General features: G+C 36.4%; 16 protein-coding genes. 15 read left to right on the top strand and 1 reads right to left on the bottom strand.

What is annotated here, in order from left to right; translation table 11 throughout:
- Positions 1-5: 5 nt before the first annotated feature.
- Genes HCJ55_RS03460 through HCJ55_RS03450 form a run of 3 tightly spaced genes read left to right on the top strand, consistent with a single transcriptional unit; the run spans position 6 to position 5,470 of the window.
- Positions 6-2,108: a glycosyltransferase-like membrane protein gene (locus tag HCJ55_RS03460; protein ID WP_185517081.1), complete on the top strand. Its 2,103-nt coding sequence runs from the start codon at positions 6-8 to the stop codon at positions 2,106-2,108.
- Between the two features lie 30 nt (positions 2,109-2,138).
- Positions 2,139-4,463 carry a bifunctional glycosyltransferase/CDP-glycerol:glycerophosphate glycerophosphotransferase gene (locus HCJ55_RS03455; protein WP_185517079.1) on the top strand — a complete coding sequence of 775 codons (2,325 nt, stop codon included), beginning with the start codon at positions 2,139-2,141 and terminating at the stop codon, positions 4,461-4,463.
- On the top strand, positions 4,460-5,470 hold the full coding sequence (locus HCJ55_RS03450; RefSeq protein ID WP_185517077.1) for a hypothetical protein: 1,011 nt from the start codon (positions 4,460-4,462) through the stop codon (positions 5,468-5,470). Before HCJ55_RS03455 ends, HCJ55_RS03450 begins: the two co-directional genes overlap by 4 nt.
- 44 nt (positions 5,471-5,514) lie before the next feature.
- Here the strand turns inward: HCJ55_RS03450 and galU are convergent, their stop codons facing one another.
- On the bottom strand, positions 5,515-6,399 hold the full coding sequence (galU, locus tag HCJ55_RS03445) for a UTP--glucose-1-phosphate uridylyltransferase GalU (protein ID WP_008947457.1): 885 nt from the start codon (positions 6,397-6,399) through the stop codon (positions 5,515-5,517).
- A gap of 225 nt (positions 6,400-6,624) precedes the next feature.
- On the opposite strand from galU, the gene HCJ55_RS03440 reads away from it, so the two are divergent.
- From HCJ55_RS03440 to HCJ55_RS03385, 12 genes are all read left to right on the top strand, one after another.
- Positions 6,625-7,338 (top strand): IspD/TarI family cytidylyltransferase, encoded by a 714-nt coding sequence (locus tag HCJ55_RS03440; protein WP_185502576.1) that lies wholly within the window; start codon positions 6,625-6,627, stop codon positions 7,336-7,338.
- Positions 7,331-8,356 carry a ribitol-5-phosphate dehydrogenase gene (locus tag HCJ55_RS03435; RefSeq protein WP_008947459.1) on the top strand — a complete coding sequence of 342 codons (1,026 nt, stop codon included), beginning with the start codon at positions 7,331-7,333 and terminating at the stop codon, positions 8,354-8,356. The genes HCJ55_RS03440 and HCJ55_RS03435 overlap by 8 nt, the downstream gene beginning before the upstream one ends.
- A 143-nt stretch (positions 8,357-8,499) precedes the next feature.
- A complete protein-coding gene (locus tag HCJ55_RS03430; protein WP_185517075.1) occupies positions 8,500-9,879 on the top strand; it encodes a glycosyltransferase family 2 protein in 1,380 nt (459 codons plus the stop codon).
- On the top strand, positions 9,879-11,033 hold the full coding sequence (locus HCJ55_RS03425; RefSeq protein WP_185517073.1) for a CDP-glycerol glycerophosphotransferase family protein: 1,155 nt from the start codon (positions 9,879-9,881) through the stop codon (positions 11,031-11,033). Before HCJ55_RS03430 ends, HCJ55_RS03425 begins: the two co-directional genes overlap by 1 nt.
- Before the next feature lie 12 nt (positions 11,034-11,045).
- On the top strand, positions 11,046-12,197 hold the full coding sequence (locus tag HCJ55_RS03420) for a CDP-glycerol glycerophosphotransferase family protein (protein WP_185517071.1): 1,152 nt from the start codon (positions 11,046-11,048) through the stop codon (positions 12,195-12,197).
- Positions 12,198-12,262: 65 nt separating this feature from the next.
- The gene (tagD, locus tag HCJ55_RS03415; protein WP_008947464.1) at positions 12,263-12,646 is read left to right on the top strand and encodes a glycerol-3-phosphate cytidylyltransferase; all 384 of its coding nucleotides are present in this window, start codon (positions 12,263-12,265) and stop codon (positions 12,644-12,646) included.
- 117 nt (positions 12,647-12,763) lie between these two features.
- Positions 12,764-14,254: a nicotinate phosphoribosyltransferase gene (locus tag HCJ55_RS03410; protein WP_185506303.1), complete on the top strand. Its 1,491-nt coding sequence runs from the start codon at positions 12,764-12,766 to the stop codon at positions 14,252-14,254.
- An 11-nt stretch (positions 14,255-14,265) separates the two neighbouring features.
- Positions 14,266-15,090 (top strand): NAD(+) synthase, encoded by an 825-nt coding sequence (nadE, locus tag HCJ55_RS03405; protein WP_185502581.1) that lies wholly within the window; start codon positions 14,266-14,268, stop codon positions 15,088-15,090.
- Between the two features lie 12 nt (positions 15,091-15,102).
- On the top strand, positions 15,103-15,411 hold the full coding sequence (locus HCJ55_RS03400; protein WP_185502582.1) for a putative quinol monooxygenase: 309 nt from the start codon (positions 15,103-15,105) through the stop codon (positions 15,409-15,411).
- Between the two features lie 59 nt (positions 15,412-15,470).
- Complete coding sequence (locus HCJ55_RS03395; protein WP_185517069.1) at positions 15,471-15,875, top strand: PTS sugar transporter subunit IIB; 405 nt, start codon at positions 15,471-15,473, stop codon at positions 15,873-15,875.
- Positions 15,876-16,003: 128 nt separating this feature from the next.
- Entirely contained in the window at positions 16,004-17,560 is a 1,557-nt protein-coding gene (gene guaA / locus HCJ55_RS03390; RefSeq protein WP_185517067.1) for a glutamine-hydrolyzing GMP synthase, read from the top strand.
- Positions 17,561-17,695: 135 nt separating this feature from the next.
- Positions 17,696-18,859 carry a hypothetical protein gene (locus HCJ55_RS03385; RefSeq protein WP_185517065.1) on the top strand — a complete coding sequence of 388 codons (1,164 nt, stop codon included), beginning with the start codon at positions 17,696-17,698 and terminating at the stop codon, positions 18,857-18,859.
- Positions 18,860-19,258 lie beyond the last annotated feature (399 nt).

The following is a 19,258-nucleotide window of genomic DNA, read 5'->3' as shown; positions in this document are numbered from 1 at the left end:
AGAAAGTGAAGAATAGGTTAGCTTATATTTTTAATGCGTTTTTTATACTTATTTTTGGTTACTTACTTTGCATAAGCATTTTTAAACCGCAAGATATTAGTTTTAATCATCCGAGTATATTTATCATTTTTAGTGCTGCGGCGCTATTAATTCTTATTGGGCTTTATCAGTTATCTACGAGATTGAATACAAAAGGAGATGGTGTAATAACCATCTTTTTGGTGATTATGATTATATTAACCCAAATATATTTGCTATTCTCCTTACAAATGGATTCTTTTGCGGATGCATTTGTCATCAAAGGTGAGGCCCTGAATATGCTTGCTAATGGTGGGCATGCAACGGAGCAAAATTATTTTTTGATGTATCCTAATAATGTATTTATAACGATTATTCGCTACTGGTTATACTCGTTCGGAGGAACACTTGGTATTACTAATACGTATTTAATAGAAAGTGTTTTCTTATTTATTTGTATGAACATAACGATATTCGTATTGTTTTGGATTGTTCGTAAAGAGAATGGTAACAAGTTTGGAAATATTTATTTATTGATTGTACTATTTTGCGTACCGTTACTTGGTTACATTTGGTATTTTTATACGGATACACTTGTATTACCTTTTACTGCACTTATTGCGCTATTTTATTACTTATATACGAAAAATAATAAGTGGTGGTACTTTATTATTATCGGGTTGTTGTTTGCGATAGGGTATCAGATTAAGCCTAATATAATTATTCTGCTTCCGGCAATGCTTATTCATCTTTGTTTTATACGAAATTGGCGAAAAATTATTTTGAATACTGTCGTTTTATTTATTTGCTTTTTCAGCTTGAGCACAGCTTTCACGCCAATTGCAGAGAGTTATGGCTTTGAGAAAGATTCAACGATAGAATTTCCGCAAACGCATTGGCTTATGATGGGGCTTGGCGATCCAGCTGGGCGTTATAATCGAGAAGATGTCATTTATACTACTGAGTTTAAAACAATAGAAGAAAAGAAAGAAGCTAATATTGAAAAGATTAAAGAGCGAATTGAGGAGCACGGACCACTTGGTTTAGTGAAACTTTTTGATAATAAAATGCTAAATACATGGACGGATGGAACACGTGCTTATAAAATTTATATTAATTCAGCGTTAAACTATTCGACGCCATACGATTATTTCTTTGGAGATAAGCAAATTGTGACAGAATTGCCTGCTCAAATGTTCCATATCATCAATTTATTATTAATTTGTTTAGGTGCATTACGCTTTTATAAGAAAAAGGAATTTGATATGTCCTTTTTCGTCAATATTGCACTCGTTGGTGTTTGGCTGTTCCATTTATTCTGGGAAGCAAATCAACGCTATATCATGTTTATCACGCCGCTGATGATTTTATCCTCTATCTATGGATTTAAATTTATAGTAGAATCGTTATATACGAAGAAGTTCGATTTGAAAAAAGGTTTGAGAAAAGGCTTTTTAATTGTTACTTTCTGTGTATTTTTACTGAGTACGGTCATTTTTGCCTATATCGGAAATACTGTCGCAGGGCAAACGCAGGATGTAAGTAAATATCTTGTTAAACAGAGCTATGCCCATGTAGAGCTTGCAGTCAATAGTAAGCAAATTGTTAAGCAAACTTTTGAAGCAAATGAATCATTTAATACGGTTCAATTAGCTATTCTAAAAGCACCTTACGTGGATAGTAAATATCGAATAAAGATAATTAATAAAAAGAATAAAAAAGAAGTTTACAATGAAGTAATAGATGGCTCGGAATTTGTAGAGGCTGAAAATTATACTGTCAATGTAAACGAAAAGCCAAAAGGTAAAACAGAATATGTTATTGAAGTTTATCAAGTAGAAAATAAAAATCCTAAAGAACCATTAATTTTAGGTACTTATCTATCGAAAACAGTGGATCTTTATCCATATGGATCACTTTATATTAAAGGTAAGGCAAGAGAGAAACAAGATATTGGATTTAGTGTTTCGAACGTTACTTCTGAGCCGATAATACCGAAATATGTATCTATTATTTTTGATATAGGTGTTATAATTATTTTTGCAGGAACATATTATGTATTTAGAAGAAAAGCAGAAGACAATGGATGACATATATTTTGAATTGGGGAGAGTCTATAAATGAACATTGATTCAAATAATAACATCGATAAGAATCGAGAAGCCGGAATTAGTATTATTATTCCACTCTATAATGTGGAAGAAGTAATTCTGGAAACACTCGAAAGCATTCATGAGCAAACATTTGACATGTACGAAGTTTTATTAATTGACGATGGTTCAACTGATAAAACAATAGAGATGGTAACGGAATATATTTCGGATAAGCCAAAATTTAAGTTGTATACACAACCGAATGGTGGACCAGCTTCGGCTAGAAATCATGGCTTACGTCTAGCAAATAGAATGTATATTTGTTTTGTAGATAGCGACGATATTATTCCAAACTACGCATTGCAACTTATGTATGATGGGGCAATTTCCACTGGTTCAAAATTAATTACTGGTGCAACGAAGCGATTTAATTCCGAGGATGAATGGTTTATTCCGATGCATATTCAATACAATATTGCGAAACCGGGACTAAAAACATTGCTGAAAAATCCGGAATTGTTTTATTCGATTGGTCCTTGTGCCAAGTTATACCATCATTCCTTAATAGATGGTGTGTTTTTCCCTGAGAATATTCGTTATGGTGAAGATCAACCATTTGTTTTACATGCTTTATTGCAAGCTGAAGAAATTTATACTGTGGAGAAAGTGGTTTATTACTACCGTTTACGTGACGGCGAATCGCAATCTTTAACGCAGTCTGTCAATAAAGACCCAATTCGCATTTTAAAATCTGTTTTTCAAATTTTTGACTACGGGGAAGCAGAGTTACTGAAAAATAATACCGAATATGAAGTAGCGTTAAAATACTATCAACGTGTATCCAGTATTGAACTATGGGGCGCTTTGAGAGCAGCGATTGAAAGCAAGAAAAGTGAAAACCAACAAATTGCGTTTACGATGACGTTAGATTGGTTGAAAACAAAATCAGATGATTTCCTAAACATTATCCCTTCGTTTAGATATTTCTTATTGTTTAGTAGTATTGAGCGCGTTCGCTACATTACGAAAGATAATAAAGAAAACTATCGCCAACTGATTTCCTATTTGTGGGGAAGACAAGGCGAAGAGGCTAAAATCGCATTTAGAAAAACGTATCCTGTCCATATGAAAGCTGCTTTACAAATTATCGAAAATAATAACTGGAGTGATGCACGTAAAATCTCTTTTAAATTTATTATTCGTCGTCAATTTAAAGCACCTATTTTGATTCGTAAAATAAGCAGAGGGATTATCTTTAGAATTGCTACGTGGCTGCCGCGTAAAAAGGATCAAGTGATTTTGGCTACAGAACGTAGTACAAGTTTAGAAGGTAATTTGTTAGCTATTTATGATTACATGTTTTATCACAACATGCCGCAAAAAGTATATGTGTTTTTAAAGAAAAATCGTAATTGGTTTGAAATGTTCCAATTGTATTATGCGCTTGGGCGAACTAAAACGATTGTGCTTGATGATTATTACAATAAAATTTATGGTTTGAAGTTTAATAAAAAAACACATGTTATCCAATCATGGCATGCGACCGGTGCTTTCAAGAAGTTTGGCTTTAGTGCGATGGAAGGTACCGACGCCAATACCGAAGAATTTGAAACACGTGCGCATTCGCCGTATACAGATGTACTTGTTAGTTCAGAAGGCATTATTCCAGAGTATATGGAAGCCTTTAGAAAACAAGCTAATCAAATTAAACCAATTGGTGTACCAAGAACAGATGTATTTTTCGATCAAGAATATGTAGAGTATACGAAAGAAAAATATATGAAAATGTATCCGCAACTACGTGATAAAAAAGTGTTGCTTTACGCGCCAACTTTCCGCGGTGGTCCGAATGAACGTTTTAATTATAGCGTTGTGCTCGATATTGCTGCTTTGAAAAAAGAGCTTGGTGATACGCATATTCTTATTTTGAAATTCCATCCTGTTATTAAAAACGTATCATTCAATGTGGATGAAGATGATCCATTTATTTTAGATTTAACTTTGAATAATGATATTAATGATCTGATGTTATTCAGTGATGCGCTTATTACGGACTATTCTTCGGTAATTTTCGAGTTTAGTTTGATGAATAAACCAATTTATTTCTTTGCTTATGATATTGATGATTATTTGGATGAACGTGGCTTTTATTTCGATTATAAAGCAACTATTCCGGGTGAAGTATTTAAAGATACGCCATCGCTAATTAGTTCCATTAAAACTGGAAAATATAATTATGATGAGCTGGAAGTCTTTAAGAAGAAATTTGTTGGAAGCTTAGACGGCAATTCAACGAAACGTTTTGTAGAGACGTATATTGGAAAAGCGGATGAGGAAGTGAAAGATTTATGAGCATAGTAGTAGAACAACTCGTTATAAAAGATACTGGTGAAAGATGGGGAAGTCCTTATCTTTTGGAGCAAATAAAAAGTAATGTTGCTACTACAAAAGCTGATTTTGTGATGGTCTGTTCAGAAAGCGAACAAAATATTCTTTCGCAAATCCAAGACTATATTGCTCGTTTTTCCGACAATATGACCGGAGCAGATATTCACTTATTTAACCAAAATCCTGTTTTTGTCCAACATCTACGCAAATTACCGAATGAAGATAGTTATGAAATGACAGACACGCTTCAATTTTTAGACGAGTCTATTCCGACTCCAACGAGCACTTATTTGGAACGTGATCCTCATGTGTTGTTAGAAGAAGTAGGGCAATACATTTTGTATAATGTTTCTTTTTTGAAAGCCTACTTTGAAAAAGCTGAATCAAATCAGTACTTAATCGATGTCTTTCATCAAGCTAATATGGTTTGGAAACATAGCGTTTTGGAAGAAACGCCGAAAAATGAAGCAAAGATAAAAATTCCGGATGATTATTTAATAAGCGATATGGTCGATTGTTGGTCATATTACAGAAACTTAGAAAATAATTACACAACGTTAAGTTTAGAATTGCTTGATTTTGATAAGAACTTATTTAATTATTTGATTCGCACAAAATTAGGGCCGATTTTCCAAAAGAAATTATTGGCGGGAGATTTAGCGAAAGCGACAGATGCACTAGAGGCATTGACTGCTTTTCTAGAAGCAAACAATAAACGACTTGTGAGTGAACTGGTTTCGCTAGGCTACTTTTATATACAAGTTCCGGTAAAAGAATATCCGATTTGGGGCAGCAACAAACCATTCGGAACAGCTTATTTAAAATTCTTAAAAGTTCTTTTTGAGAAAATGCATTATCAAACGAAACAATATAATTTAGCTTTTTATAGACGAACTACCAATGCGGTGTATAAGGCAGTTGGTTTGAATTCGTTAAATCCAATTGCTAAATGTCATAAACTGTATTTTTAAATGAGTTCAAAAAAAGAAACGACAACATGTTGTCGTTTCTTTTTTTATTTATCGTTTTCGTGAATTTGTTTGTGCAAATCATCAATTAGCGTTTTTACATCATCTTTGATTTCAGGATGTTTTAAAGCGAATTGCATGGTTGTTTGAATGAAGCCGAATTTATCACCAACATCAAAGCGTTGGCCTTCGAAGTCATAGGCAAAAACGCGTTGTACTTCATTTAAACTATTGATAGCATCCGTTAATTGAATTTCGCCACCAGCGCCTGGTTCTTGCGTTTCTAAGAAGTCGAAAATTTGTGGAGTTAATAAGTAACGCCCAAGAATAGCTAGGTCGGATGGAGCTTTGTCTGGATCTGGTTTTTCAACAAATCCTTTTACATTGTACAAGTTTTTGTCGTACTCGTTAATTGGATCAATGATGCCGTAGCGATATGTTTCCGCATGAGGGACTGTTTGTACGCCGATTACAGAGCTATGTGTTTTTTCGTATTGATTCATTAATTGTTTCGAACAAGGTGTTTTGGATTCTACAATGTCATCACCTAACATAACAATAAATGGCTCATTTCCGACGAAACCTTTTGCTTGAAGGATGGCATCACCAAGTCCTTTTGGTTTTGCTTGACGAATAAAGTGCAAATTAATGTTCGTTGTTTGTTCTACTAAATGTAACAATTCAAGTTTATTTTTTTCCCGTAGATTGTTTTCAAGCTCAGGCACGGAATCAAAGTGGTCTTCGATAGCGCGTTTTCCTTTACCTGTTACGATTAAGATGTCTTCTATACCTGATGCCACTGCTTCTTCCACTATGTATTGAATAGTTGGCTTATCCACGATTGGTAAGATTTCTTTAGGCATTGCTTTTGTAGCTGGTAAAAAACGTGTTCCTAAACCAGCTGCTGGAATTACAGCTTTTTTTACTCTCATTTTTAATAATCTCCTTCTAATCTAAAATATATATAGACCCATTTAATTATACGCTATCTGGCTTTGGGTTTACAAGTTTTTAACGGTAATGTGCATAAAATAGCAAGTTTTTACAAAGGAGCTAATTAAAATACATAAAGGCGCAGATCGAAGCTAGTTTGTTATGCAAGTTTTATGTTATAATGTAACAGGTCAATATAAAAAACAGTTAAAGGAGATTAGAGGATGATATACGCTCAAATTTTAGCTGGAGGAAAAGGTACGCGAATGGGTAACGTTAGCATGCCAAAACAATTTCTACCTCTAAATGGTAAACCAATTATTGTTCATACCGTTGAAAAATTTATTCTAAATACTCGATTTGATAAAATTCTTATTTCCTCACCGAAAGAATGGATGAACCACGCTGAGGATAATATTAAAAAGTATATTTCTGATGATCGTATTGTTGTTATCGAAGGCGGAGAAGACCGCAATGAAACAATTATGAATGGTATTCGTTTCGTGGAAAAAACATATGGCTTAACAGATGAAGATATTATCGTAACGCATGATGCTGTTCGCCCATTTTTAACACATCGAATTATTGAAGAAAATATAGATGCTGCACTTGAAACTGGAGCTGTAGATACTGTTATTGAAGCGCTTGATACAATCGTTGAATCAAGCAATCATCAAGTTATTACAGATATTCCTGTGAGAGACCACATGTACCAAGGTCAAACACCACAAAGCTTCAACATGAAGAAAGTATACAATCATTACCAAAATCTAACAACCGAGAAAAAACAAATTCTAACAGATGCATGTAAAATTTGTTTGCTTGCTGGCGACGATGTGAAATTGGTTAAAGGTGAAATTTTCAACATTAAAATTACGACACCTTACGATTTAAAAGTAGCCAATGCGATTATTCAGGAGCGGATAGCCAATGATTAATCAAGTATATAGACTTGTGTCAGAGAGACAGTTTGAAGTTGCCAATGTGGACGAATCACTAACTAGTGATGTGGTTGTTGTTAGACCCACTCATTTATCTATTTGTGCGGCAGATCAACGTTACTATACAGGTTCTAGAGGGAAAGAAATGCTATCTAAAAAACTTCCAATGGCACTTATTCATGAAGGTGTTGGCGAAGTTGTTTATGATGCAACGAAAGAATTCAAACCGGGAACAAAAGTAGTGATGATTCCGAATACGCCTTTTGAAGAAGATCCGGTCGTAGCGGAAAACTATTTACGTTCAAGTAAATTCCGTTCGAGTGGTTATGACGGTTTAATGCAAGATTATGTTTTCATGCGTAGAGACCGTGTTGTTGCATTGCCGGATGATATCAACATGAAAGTAGCGGCATTCTCAGAACTAATTTCTGTTGCTGTCCACGCTATTTTACGTTTTGAAGGAAAAAGTAATGCTAATCGGGAATCGTTTGGTGTATGGGGCGATGGGAACTTAGGTTTTATCACATCCTTACTATTAAAAAATTGGTACCCAGATAGCAAAGTTTATATTTTTGGGAAAACACCTTATAAATTAGACTTCTTTTCTTTTGTTGACGGTGCGTATGCGATTGATGATGTTCCGGCTGATTTAGTTATTGATCAAGCTTTTGAATGTGCTGGAGGAATGGGTAGTCAGTATGCGGTAAGTCAAATTATCGATGTCATTAAGCCAGAAGGAACGATTTCCTTACTAGGTGTTTCTGAGTATCCAATTGAATTTAATTCACGTATGGTACTAGAAAAAGGACTTACTGTTTACGGAAGTAGCCGTAGCGGTCGCGTTGATTTTGAGAAAACGGTCGAGTTTTTATCAACGAATAAACGTGGTGTCGAATATTTACAAAATCTTGTTGGGGAAGTTCATACAGTTCATTCCATTCAAGATGTAATCGAAGCATTTGAAGCTGATTTACGCAGTCCATGGGGCAAAAGCGTTATGGAGTGGAAGATATAATAAAACATTGGGGAGTTTAGGCTATAAGCTAATGAATTTGTTTGCTAAAGTAGATTTAGGAAGCAAGGAATCGAAGTACAGTATTCGGTTGTCATTTGCAGATATCCTTAACTTCCCAGCTTTTATATGGAGAGGGAAAAAGAATGAAATTTGCGATTATAATGCCTTTTTACAATGCGGAGAAAAGGTTAGCATTATCCATAGATAGTATAATTAAGCAGTCTTACAGCTTTTTGAAGCATGTTGAAGTTCTGCTTATTAATGATGGAAGTACGGATGGAAGTGGCGCTATCGCAAATCGTTACGCTGCAAAATATCCTGCTAATATTCGCGTTTTGAGTGTTCCAAATGGTGGGCCAGCAAAAGCGCGCAATATCGGAATACATAATGTAAGCGAGGATACGGATTTTGTTGGCTTTTTAGATGCAGATGATATCATGTCTGGCAATACGCTAGCAAGTATTGTTGCATTTCTAAATGAGTCTGATGTTCCTATGCTTGTGCCAGCTTTTTATTACTTAGATGACTTTGGGAAAAAACAAAAAATTTCACCACATAAATTAAATTACCGTTTTGCAAATGGGAATCGAGTTGCTGATATCGAAAAAGAACCACAAGCAATTCATTTTTATATTGGCGGTACTTTTTTGCGTTATGATTGTTTGAAAGAATTTGCTTTTGATGAGTCGCTTTATTTTGCGGAGGATCAGCTGTTAATTACTCAGTTTTTACTGAAAAATCGGCGTTATGGCTTAATTGCGGATGCGGGTTATTATTACCATCGAGATTTGCAGCAAAAAGGCTCGTTAGTAAGTTCGTCGTGGAAAAAGCCAGAACGATACACGCCATTTTTGCAAAGAGTGTACCAAACCTATTTAACTGACTCGAAAGAAACATTTGGTAGTGTGATTCCGTATGTGCAGTATTTGATTGCCTATCATGCGAAATTATTTTTCTATAAAGAGAATCATTTTTTTCGGGAAGTGTTGAGTGAAGCAGAGCAAGAGACTTTTGTGCGGGAATTGCAAAAGGTATTGCAAGAAGTTGGGGCTAGTACGATTATGGAACTAGACACGCCGCTTGTAGTCAAAGAAATGATGTGCTCGATTTTACGAAATGGTTGGCCGCTTCGTTTTGAAACGATAGATCAGCAGAGAATTCCACTTGTTACCGTAAAAGAAAATTATCGTATCGGAAAAGCCGCCGCGATAGAATTATTGGTGGAGGAAGCTTCCCCACACGATGGCAAATGGATTGCGCGCACTGCGTTCAACGATGTCCCAGCTCGAATAGTAAAACGGAAAGCAGACCAAACGATTTGGGATATCGTGGTTAGGGAACAGGGTACGATAGAAAAAGTGGTATTTAAATTAAAACCTTACCAAACGAAAGCGCGCCTTTTTTATCAAGCTGCTGAAAAGGAAACGCTGCTTGCTGAGGTCAATGTCGTAAGTAGTATCTTAGGAAAATTAAAACGCAATCGAGCGTTAAAGCGAAAGTTTAAACAGGGGGGAGTATCCTGATGAAGTTAGTGCAAAAAGTGTATTATTTGTTATTTAGAATAGTAGGATGGTTACCTCGGAAAAAGGCTTTAGTTATGTTTGAAAGTTTTTCAGGTAAGCAATATAGTTGTAATCCGCGGGCTATTTTTGAATATATGGAGGAGCATAATCCGGAGTATGAACTCTTGTGGAGTGTTAATCCTAAGTATGTCGATTTATTTGAGGCACACGGGGTTCCTTATGTGAAGCGTTTTTCCGTTAGTTGGTTGTTTAAAATGGGGTTGGCGAAGTACTGGATTTCTAATAGTCGACTTCCGCTAGAGTTACCGAAGCCGAAAAACACGATTTATGTTCAAACGTGGCACGGTACGCCGCTCAAAAAATTAGGTGTGGATATTGATGAAGTGCATATGCCGGGGCAAACGACAGAACAATACAAAGCTGATTTTGTGAAAGAGGCGCAGAAATGGGATTATTTAGTTTCGCCTAATGCTTATTCCAGCGCTATTTTCAGACGGGCGTTTGGCTTTACGGGTGAGATGATTGAGTCGGGCTATCCGCGGAATGATATTTTGTTTAGTGAAGATAAGGAATTGAAAATCGCAAACATCAAAAAAGAATTAGCGCTTCCTGAAGAAAAGAAAGTTATTTTATATGCGCCAACATGGAGGGATAATGACTTTTATGAAGCTGGAAAATACAAATTTGACTTAAAAATCGATATCGCTAAAATGCAAGAAAAGTTTGGTGATGAGATTGTGTTACTTGTGCGGATGCATTATTTAGTTGCGGAACATTTTGATTTCACGCAATACGGTGACTTTGTGCGTGATGCTTCGAACCATGAAGATATACGAGATTTGTATTTAGTTAGCGATTTGTTAATTACTGATTATTCTTCTGTGTTTTTTGATTATGCGAATTTACAGCGTCCAATGTTGTTTTACACATATGACTTGGCGGAATATCGTGATACGTTACGAGGCTTTTACTTTGATTTTGAAAAGAATGCTCCTGGTCCGCTTGTGGAAACGAATGAAGAATTAATGAGCGAACTTGAGAAAATGCTTGAAAATCCGCCTAAAATAGAAGACAGCTTTTTGGAGCAGTTTTGTACTTGGGAAGATGGCCATGCAGCAGAGAAAACAGTGAAAATCGTTTTTGCTGAAAAATAGGTGGTGGGAATATTGAAAAAGATAGCGATTTATATTTATATGCTTGCTGTTAAGGTAACCGGCTGTTTAGCGAGGATTTTTCCAGTTAAGCCAAAAGTTGTTTTTTTAGTAAGTTTTTCGGAAAATCCCACTGCTATTTTGAAACAAATGAACGCGATGCAAGTGACGCCAAAAACAGTTGTTTTCTATGATCCACGGGTAGATGTGACGGATTGGTCTTTTGATTTTATACAGTTGAAATCGAAAAATATCGGGCATTTTATCTCGTTGATGTTTCATATTAACACGGCGAAAGTAGTCATTACGGATAACTATTTTGTGGAATTAGCTGGGCTAAAAGAGCGGGAAAATGTGACTTGTGTCCAAATTTGGCATGCGAATGGGGCGTTGAAAAAATTTGGCTGGGAAGATAAAGCCGCGCAAAAAAGAAGCGCTGCTGATAAAAAAAGATTCCAAGCTGTCTACCAACGTTTTTCGAAAGTGCTTGTTGGATCTGATGAAATGGCCACGATTTTCCAAAAGTCCTTTTTGCTTGATGATTCGCACATGTTGAAATTAGGCGTTCCAAGGACGGATAATTTTTTCAATCAACAACAATTGAAGGTGAATTCGGACTGGACACATGAAAAATTAAAGCTTTCTGATAAAAAGAAATTATTATATGCGCCGACTTTTCGAGACGGGGAGCTACATAGCACGCGCTTGCATTTAGATACTGCCAAAATGAAGCAAGCACTCGGAAAGGACTATCAGCTAATCTTAAAATTACATCCATCTATGAGCAATGATTTAGATAAAGTGGACGATGATTTTGTCGTCTATGCGGATAAAGAGACGCCGATTGAGACGATTTTGCCGGTGGTAGATATTTTAATTACCGATTATTCGTCGATACCGTTTGAATTCGCGCTACTGGAAAAACCGATTATCTTTTTCACGTATGATTTGGAAGAATATGATCAAGCTAGAGGGCTGTCAGATGGCTTTTTAAAGGCGATTCCAGGCCCTTGTGTTGCTACGACAGATGAACTAATCCAACTAATTCAGCAAGACGCTTTTGATTTAGAAACCGTTCGGACTTTCGCAGCAAAATGGAATAAATATTCAGACGGACATTCCAGTGAGCGCTTCGTTTCCTTTTTAAAAGAACAGCTGGAAAAGTAGGACTCTAAACAAGTAGAGAAATTTTTGTTTTCTTGATATACTACTAAAGAAAGTAGGTGGGCTTGATGAAGAAAGTAATTACATATGGCACATTTGATTTAATTCACTGGGGGCATATTCGTTTATTAGAACGAGCAAAAGCTTTGGGTGATTACCTTATTGTAGCCATTTCAACAGATGAATTTAATCGAATTAAACACAAAGAAGCATACCATAACTTTGAACATCGTAAATTAATTTTAGAGGCGATTAAATATGTCGACGAAGTGATTCCAGAAAGTAACTGGGAACAAAAACTAGAAGATGTGAAAAATCGTGATATTGATATTTTTGTGATGGGTGATGATTGGGAAGGTGAGTTTGACTTCTTAAAACCGTATTGTGAAGTTGTTTATTTACCACGCACGGATGGTATTTCTACTTCCAAGATTAAAGACGATTTAAAATAGTAGTAGCACAAAACAGGCGCGCCGATAATGTTCAATCATTAGGTGGTAGACTTGTTTTGTGCTATTATTATGTATAAATGATAACGAAAAGAACTAGTTATGTTAGGAGCAGAAGAAATGACAAATTTATTTCAAGATGATAGTCTAACGCTGCACACAGACTTATACCAACTAAATATGATGAAAGCGTATTTTGACGATGGACTTCATGAGCGTAGATCGGTATTTGAAGTATTTTTCCGAGATATGCCATTTGATTCAGGTTTTGTTGTGTTTGCTGGGCTGGAACGAATTATTAATTATATGCAAAATTTGCGTTTTACAGAAACAGACATTACTTATTTACATGACGAACTTGGCTTTGATGGGCCTTTTCTAGAATATTTACGTAACTTTAAATTTAAAGGAAATATTCTTGCGGCAAAAGAGGGGGAATTCGTTTTTAAAACGGAGCCAATCCTTCAAGTGGAAGCGAGTCTGGCCGAAGCTCAATTAATCGAAACAGCTCTACTTAATATTGTGAATTTCCAAACGCTAATCGCGACAAAAGCGGCGCGAATTCGTTCGGTGATTGACGACGAAACGTTTGCGGAATTTGGTACAAGACGTGCACAAGAAATGGACGCGGCTATTTGGGGCACACGAGCGGCTTACATTGGCGGGTGTGATTCCACAAGTAACGTTCGCGCTGGGAAAATTTTCGGTATTCCGGTGTCTGGTACGATGGCACATGCGATGGTTCAAGCTTACCGCGACGAACTCGAAGCATTCAGAAGCTACGCAAAAACACATTTTGATTCCATTTTCTTAGTAGATACATATGATACGCTAAAATCTGGTGTGCCAAATGCGATTAAAGTTGCCAAAGAAATGGGCGATAAGATTAACTTTATCGGCATCCGTTTAGATAGCGGGGATATGGCTTTCTTGTCCAAAAAAGCGCGCCAAATGTTAGATGAGGCTGGCTTTCCAGAAGCGAAAATCTTTGCTTCAAGCGACCTAGATGAACATACCATTTTATCGTTAAAAGCCCAAAAAGCCAAAATCGATTCATGGGGCGTTGGCACAAAACTAATCACCGCTTACGACCAACCAGCACTTGGGGCCGTTTATAAAATGGCTGCCATAGCTGATGAAAATGATATTTTACAAGATTCGATTAAACTTTCAAGTAATACCGAAAAAGTTTCGACTCCGGGTAAAAAGAAAGTTTACCGAATTATTACGAATGAAGATGGCTTGAAAGCAGAAGGCGATTATATTGCTTTAGCGGACGAATCACTCGAAAATGTAGATAAATTAACGATGTTCCACCCAGTTCATACGTATATTATGAAAACAGTTGAGAATTTCACTGCGCGTGAGCTACTTGTGCCAATTTTCCAAGATGGGGAACTTGTGTATGACATGCCGACTTTAGATGAAATTAAGGCTTATAAAGAAGAAAACTTGGCGCTGCTTTGGGATGAGTACAAACGAACTGTTCGCCCAGAGCAATACCCAGTTGATTTAAGTGTAAAATGTTGGAAAAACAAGATGCGCAATATCGAAAAAGTACGTAAAAGTGTCCAACTTCATTCACCAGTTGAACTAGATATGCCGTTTTAGGAGGAATTATAATGGAAATCAGAGAAAGAATTTTAGCAGATATGCAAGTGGCAGAAACGATTGATGCACACGAAGAAATCCGAAAAAGTGTCGAGTTTTTAAAAGCATATTTAAAAAAGAATACGTTCTTAAAAAGCTTTGTTCTTGGAATTTCTGGTGGGCAAGATTCGACTTTAACAGGGAAACTAGCGCAGATGGCGATAAGTGAAATGCGCGCGGAAACGGGCGACGATGAGTATCAGTTTTTCGCTGTGAGCTTGCCATACGGAACACAACTAGATGAATCGGACCGTCAAGATGCACTGAACTTTATGGAACCAGATAATCGTTTAACCGTGAACATTAAAGCTTCGGTTGACGCGAGTGTTGCGGCGCTTGCGGAAGCGGGAATCGAACTATCTGATTTTGCCAAAGGAAATGAAAAAGCGCGCGAACGGATGAAAGTCCAATACGCGATTGCGGCAATGCGTAAAGGTGTCGTTGTTGGGACAGACCACTCGGCAGAAGCTATTACCGGCTTTTATACGAAATACGGTGACGGTGGAACGGACATTAACCCACTGTTCCGTTTGAATAAAAGACAAGGTAAGGCGCTTCTCAAAGAACTTGGCTGCCCAGAGCATCTCTATTTGAAAAAACCGACTGCAGATTTAGAAGATAATAAGCCAGCTTTACCGGACGAGGTCGCGCTTGGTGTGACGTATGACCAAATTGACGATTATTTGGAAGGAAAAGAAGTTCCAGCAGATGCAGCGGCAAAAATCGAGAACTGGTTTATGAAAACCGAGCATAAACGCCATATGGCAATTACTATATTTGATGATTTCTGGAAATAGGAGGTTGTTTAAATGAAAGTTGGTTACGGGTTATTAACTGCATTTCATACACATCCAGGAGAGCGAGATCATTTAGTGAAGATTTTGCTTGAAGCAGCAGAAAGTTTAGACGAATATAATACGTGCATCCAGTATATCGTCAGCGAATCCGAAAACGAAGCTGACACAGTATTTGTTTCTGAAATTTGGGTCGACAAAGGGCACCACGAAGCCTCTCTTGATAACCCTGCAGTAAAAGAGACGATTGAACGTGCCAAACCATTAATAAAAGAAGTAAAACGAATACAAGAATTAGACATACTCGGCGGAAAAGGCGTATAAGCTTAACAACAAGAATGATTCTGGGACTTTCCTGGAATCATTTTTTGGAGGGATGACAAATGCAAACATTGATGATTGTTTGTGCTGGCGGCGCGACTTCCAGCTTAATGGCACAAAACGTAGTGAAAAGTGCTACGTCAGAAGGGCTGGACGCGGTTTTACTATTTCCTGATGATGTGAAATATAAAGATAGTTTTCGTGAAAAATATAGCGCGCGGGATTTAGTTGTCGTCATGGGACCGGTCGGCGCGATTACGGCCGGAAAGTTTCGCGATTATAAAGAACAAGTCGATGCAGTTTTAGTAGCGCCTCAAGTGAAATATATGTATAAAACAGTAGAAGAAGTGCTAGGCGAACTGAATATTCCTTGCGCCAATATTAATTCACTCGATTTCGGTCGGATGCGCGGCGACAAGATTCTCACGCAAGGTCTAGCCTTGATGAACGCGAAAAATTCCAAATAAGGTGTTGCAACTTTAGAGGGGAAACGTTAAAATGAAAGAAGATGAAAAGGACAAGTGTTTTGTCCTTTTCTTATATTATTGTGAAGTAACCGCAGTTTTGCGGTTTCATTTTATAGATAAGGGTGGTTTTGTTTAAAATTATGAAAGACTTTACCGAGCAAGAGAAAATTATCGTTCTAGATTTTGGTAGTCAGTACAATCAACTAATTACGCGCCGCATTCGTGAATTCGGTGTGTATAGTGAATTACATCCGCATACTATTACAGTTGAAGAAATGAAAGCACTAAATCCAACGGGGATTATTTTTTCAGGAGGACCTAACAGTGTGTATGACGAAGATGCCTTCCGCGCTGACGAAAGAATCTTTGACATGGGAATTCCAATTTTAGGAATTTGTTACGGCATGCAATTAATGACAACGCACTTTGGTGGCAAAGTGGAACGTGCGAAAGACCGCGAATACGGGAAAGCGGACATTCACGTCGAAAAACCAAGTCGTTTATTTGCTGGACTACCAACCAATCAAGTTGTTTGGATGAGTCATGGCGATTTAGTCGTTGAGGAGCCTGCTGGTTTTGAAGTAACAGCTACTAGTAAGTCTTGCCCAATTGCAGGTATTGCGGACGAAGAGCGTTCCCTTTACGGCGTGCAATTCCACCCAGAAGTACGTCACTCCGTTTACGGCAACGAATTACTAAAGAATTTTGCATTAAATGTTTGTGGCTGTAAAGGCGACTGGACAATGGAAAACTTTAGTGAAGTAGAAATCGCGAAAATCCAAGAAATCGTAGGCGACAAAAAAGTATTGCTTGCCCTTTCTGGCGGCGTAGATTCCTCTGTCGTTGGTGTGTTAATTCATAAAGCAATTGGCGACCAGTTAACATGTATCTTCGTAGACCACGGCCTTCTTCGTAAAGGGGAAGCTGACCAAGTAATGGAGACATTACAAGGCGAGTTCAACATGAACATCATCAAAGTAGATGCGAAAAAACGCTTCATGGACAAACTTGCTGGTGTTTCTGACCCAGAACAAAAACGTAAAATCATCGGTAACGAATTTATTTATGTATTCGACGATGAAGCCAACAAATTAGACGGTGTAGAATTCCTTGCACAAGGAACACTCTACACAGACATCATCGAAAGTGGTACAGCAACTGCCCAAACAATCAAGTCCCACCACAACGTCGGCGGCTTACCAGAAGGTATGCAATTTAAACTAATCGAACCATTAAATACACTTTTCAAAGATGAAGTTCGCGCACTAGGAACTGAACTTGGCATGCCTGACGCAATCGTTTGGCGCCAACCATTCCCAGGCCCAGGCTTAGGAATCCGCGTTCTTGGCGAAATTACGGAAGAAAAATTAGAGATTGTTCGCGATTCTGATTACATTTTGCGCGAAGAAATTAAAAACGCAGGATTAGAACGCGAAATTTGGCAATATTTCACAGCACTTCCAAATATCCGTAGCGTTGGTGTTATGGGTGATGGTAGAACGTATGACCATACTGTGGTTGTTCGTGCGGTGACGAGTATTGATGGTATGACAGCGGATTGGGCACGTATTCCGTGGGATGTACTGGAGAAAATTTCGGTACGGATTGTGAATGAAGTGGATCATGTGAATCGTGTTGTTTATGATATTACGAGTAAACCACCAGCTACGGTTGAGTGGGAATAAATAACAAAACCGTGAAACTTTTTATATCAGCGGGTTTCACGGTTATTTTTTGTTTTATGCAACCAATAGTTCAAAAATTGACCAGTTGTTTAAGCCTATTGAATGATTATAATAATTAAGTAGGAGGTAATCTATGTGAAAAAAAAATTAATTGAACAGATTTTAATATCACCTTCACCATTTTCTATTTTCGAAGAAAACTATAGTGAATTGAGAGATACTAGATTTTTATTATTTGATAACAACTCAAATAATTTTGGAAAAAATTTTAAAAAAATGGACTTTAATAACTTTACAATTTCTCCATTAGCAGAGTATCACAATACAATGGTTCTTGATCAATATACTGTAAAAGAATCAAGGGAATTAGAAGTAGTTCATTGTGTGGATTTTGATTCAAACATTATCAGTAACTTAAGAAAACTTTTTTTCCATACCAATTACAGTAACGAATACTTAATAAAATTACTTTTATATGTGAAAAAAGAACGTATACAGCCTAATTGTTCGCCCTATTTAATAGAATGTGCCGCAAATAATTTTAATTTGGATAAAAAAGATATTTATGAAAGTTTATTATCCTTCTCACTATTGGAAAATACGAATATTGAACAATTGATAACTAACCATCTAAATAAAGAACCTTCATCAACAGATTATTTAGACACAGATGAAAGATGGCGATCTTTAATTGGACTAAAAAAATATGCAACTAAAGAATATATCCCAAGATACTATTATATCTATTGTTTATTATTGAAGATGTATTTTCTTAAGTTCTCTTCTAAAAAATCTGCCAAAAACAAACTCATTCAATTATTAGATAGTATTAATACAGAACTATTTAGTTATTGGGAAAATGAACTTGTAATTTGCTACTTATCATTAAAAGAAGACTCTAAAACTGATTCATTTTTTGGTTCTGTAAAGCCCAATACAAAAGATATGTTAATAAAAATTCAAGGAATGGCTTGGGATTTATTTCATTTGCGATGTGCTCATGAACATATGGCAGAGCGTAATAGTTATTCAAAACGTATTTTTTTACATTCATTTAGCTCAGAGGATAAAGGCTTAAACTCAATTATTAGATTAAATCCAATAAAAAGAATTGCATTCGATGGTAAGGATGTTTATACTCACCATAGATATACCATATTTAATATGTGTCCTGAAGTAGATGTATATACCATTCTAAATGAATACACACATCATAGAAACAAAATGTGCAAAGAAACAAATTACCAAGCACTATCCAAAAAATTAGAGTTTGAACTCCTACATCTATCATCACTATAGTTCGCATAGAAGGTAAATCTATCTTCTATGAAATTTAATTTTCTATTAATTAATCTACTTTGAAATCGATACTTTCTCCTCATTTTAAGCTTTTCAATTTTTTCTCTAACATACTTACATCTCTAAAATAACTTTCATAAAAGGTATTAAAAATTTTTGAATGAGCGTAAAACTCTTTTATTATTTTTTTCTTATCTTTTAAGAGAGTTATCAAATCATCATCTAAGTTAATAGTCCGAATACTTGCTCTTGTTTTAGGTTCAGTGCAGTAAAATTCTTGTGCATTTTTATAGAACATTGATTTCCGTATAAGTTGTTTTTCCTACTTGAATTATTTTTTGTTGAAATTTCACATTACATAAGTCCACCGCAAACTTTCGCCAGCGATGAAATGTAGAT

Origin of the sequence: Listeria marthii, assembly GCF_014227425.1 — a bacterium.
Taxonomy (GTDB): domain Bacteria; phylum Bacillota; class Bacilli; order Lactobacillales; family Listeriaceae; genus Listeria; species Listeria marthii.
This window is presented reverse-complemented; position numbering and strand designations above follow the sequence as displayed.

Coding starts and splice junctions, on each gene's coding strand:
- HCJ55_RS03410 (WP_185506303.1), top strand. CDS start 12,764: ATGACAAATTTATTTCAAGATGATAGTCTAACGCTGCACACAGACTTA.
- HCJ55_RS03395 (WP_185517069.1), top strand. CDS start 15,471: ATGCAAACATTGATGATTGTTTGTGCTGGCGGCGCGACTTCCAGCTTA.
- tagD (WP_008947464.1), top strand. CDS start 12,263: ATGAAGAAAGTAATTACATATGGCACATTTGATTTAATTCACTGGGGG.
- HCJ55_RS03425 (WP_185517073.1), top strand. CDS start 9,879: ATGAAGTTAGTGCAAAAAGTGTATTATTTGTTATTTAGAATAGTAGGA.
- galU (WP_008947457.1), bottom strand. CDS start 6,399: ATGAGAGTAAAAAAAGCTGTAATTCCAGCAGCTGGTTTAGGAACACGT.
- HCJ55_RS03430 (WP_185517075.1), top strand. CDS start 8,500: ATGAAATTTGCGATTATAATGCCTTTTTACAATGCGGAGAAAAGGTTA.
- nadE (WP_185502581.1), top strand. CDS start 14,266: ATGGAAATCAGAGAAAGAATTTTAGCAGATATGCAAGTGGCAGAAACG.
- HCJ55_RS03400 (WP_185502582.1), top strand. CDS start 15,103: ATGAAAGTTGGTTACGGGTTATTAACTGCATTTCATACACATCCAGGA.
- HCJ55_RS03450 (WP_185517077.1), top strand. CDS start 4,460: ATGAGCATAGTAGTAGAACAACTCGTTATAAAAGATACTGGTGAAAGA.
- HCJ55_RS03455 (WP_185517079.1), top strand. CDS start 2,139: ATGAACATTGATTCAAATAATAACATCGATAAGAATCGAGAAGCCGGA.
- HCJ55_RS03440 (WP_185502576.1), top strand. CDS start 6,625: ATGATATACGCTCAAATTTTAGCTGGAGGAAAAGGTACGCGAATGGGT.
- HCJ55_RS03435 (WP_008947459.1), top strand. CDS start 7,331: ATGATTAATCAAGTATATAGACTTGTGTCAGAGAGACAGTTTGAAGTT.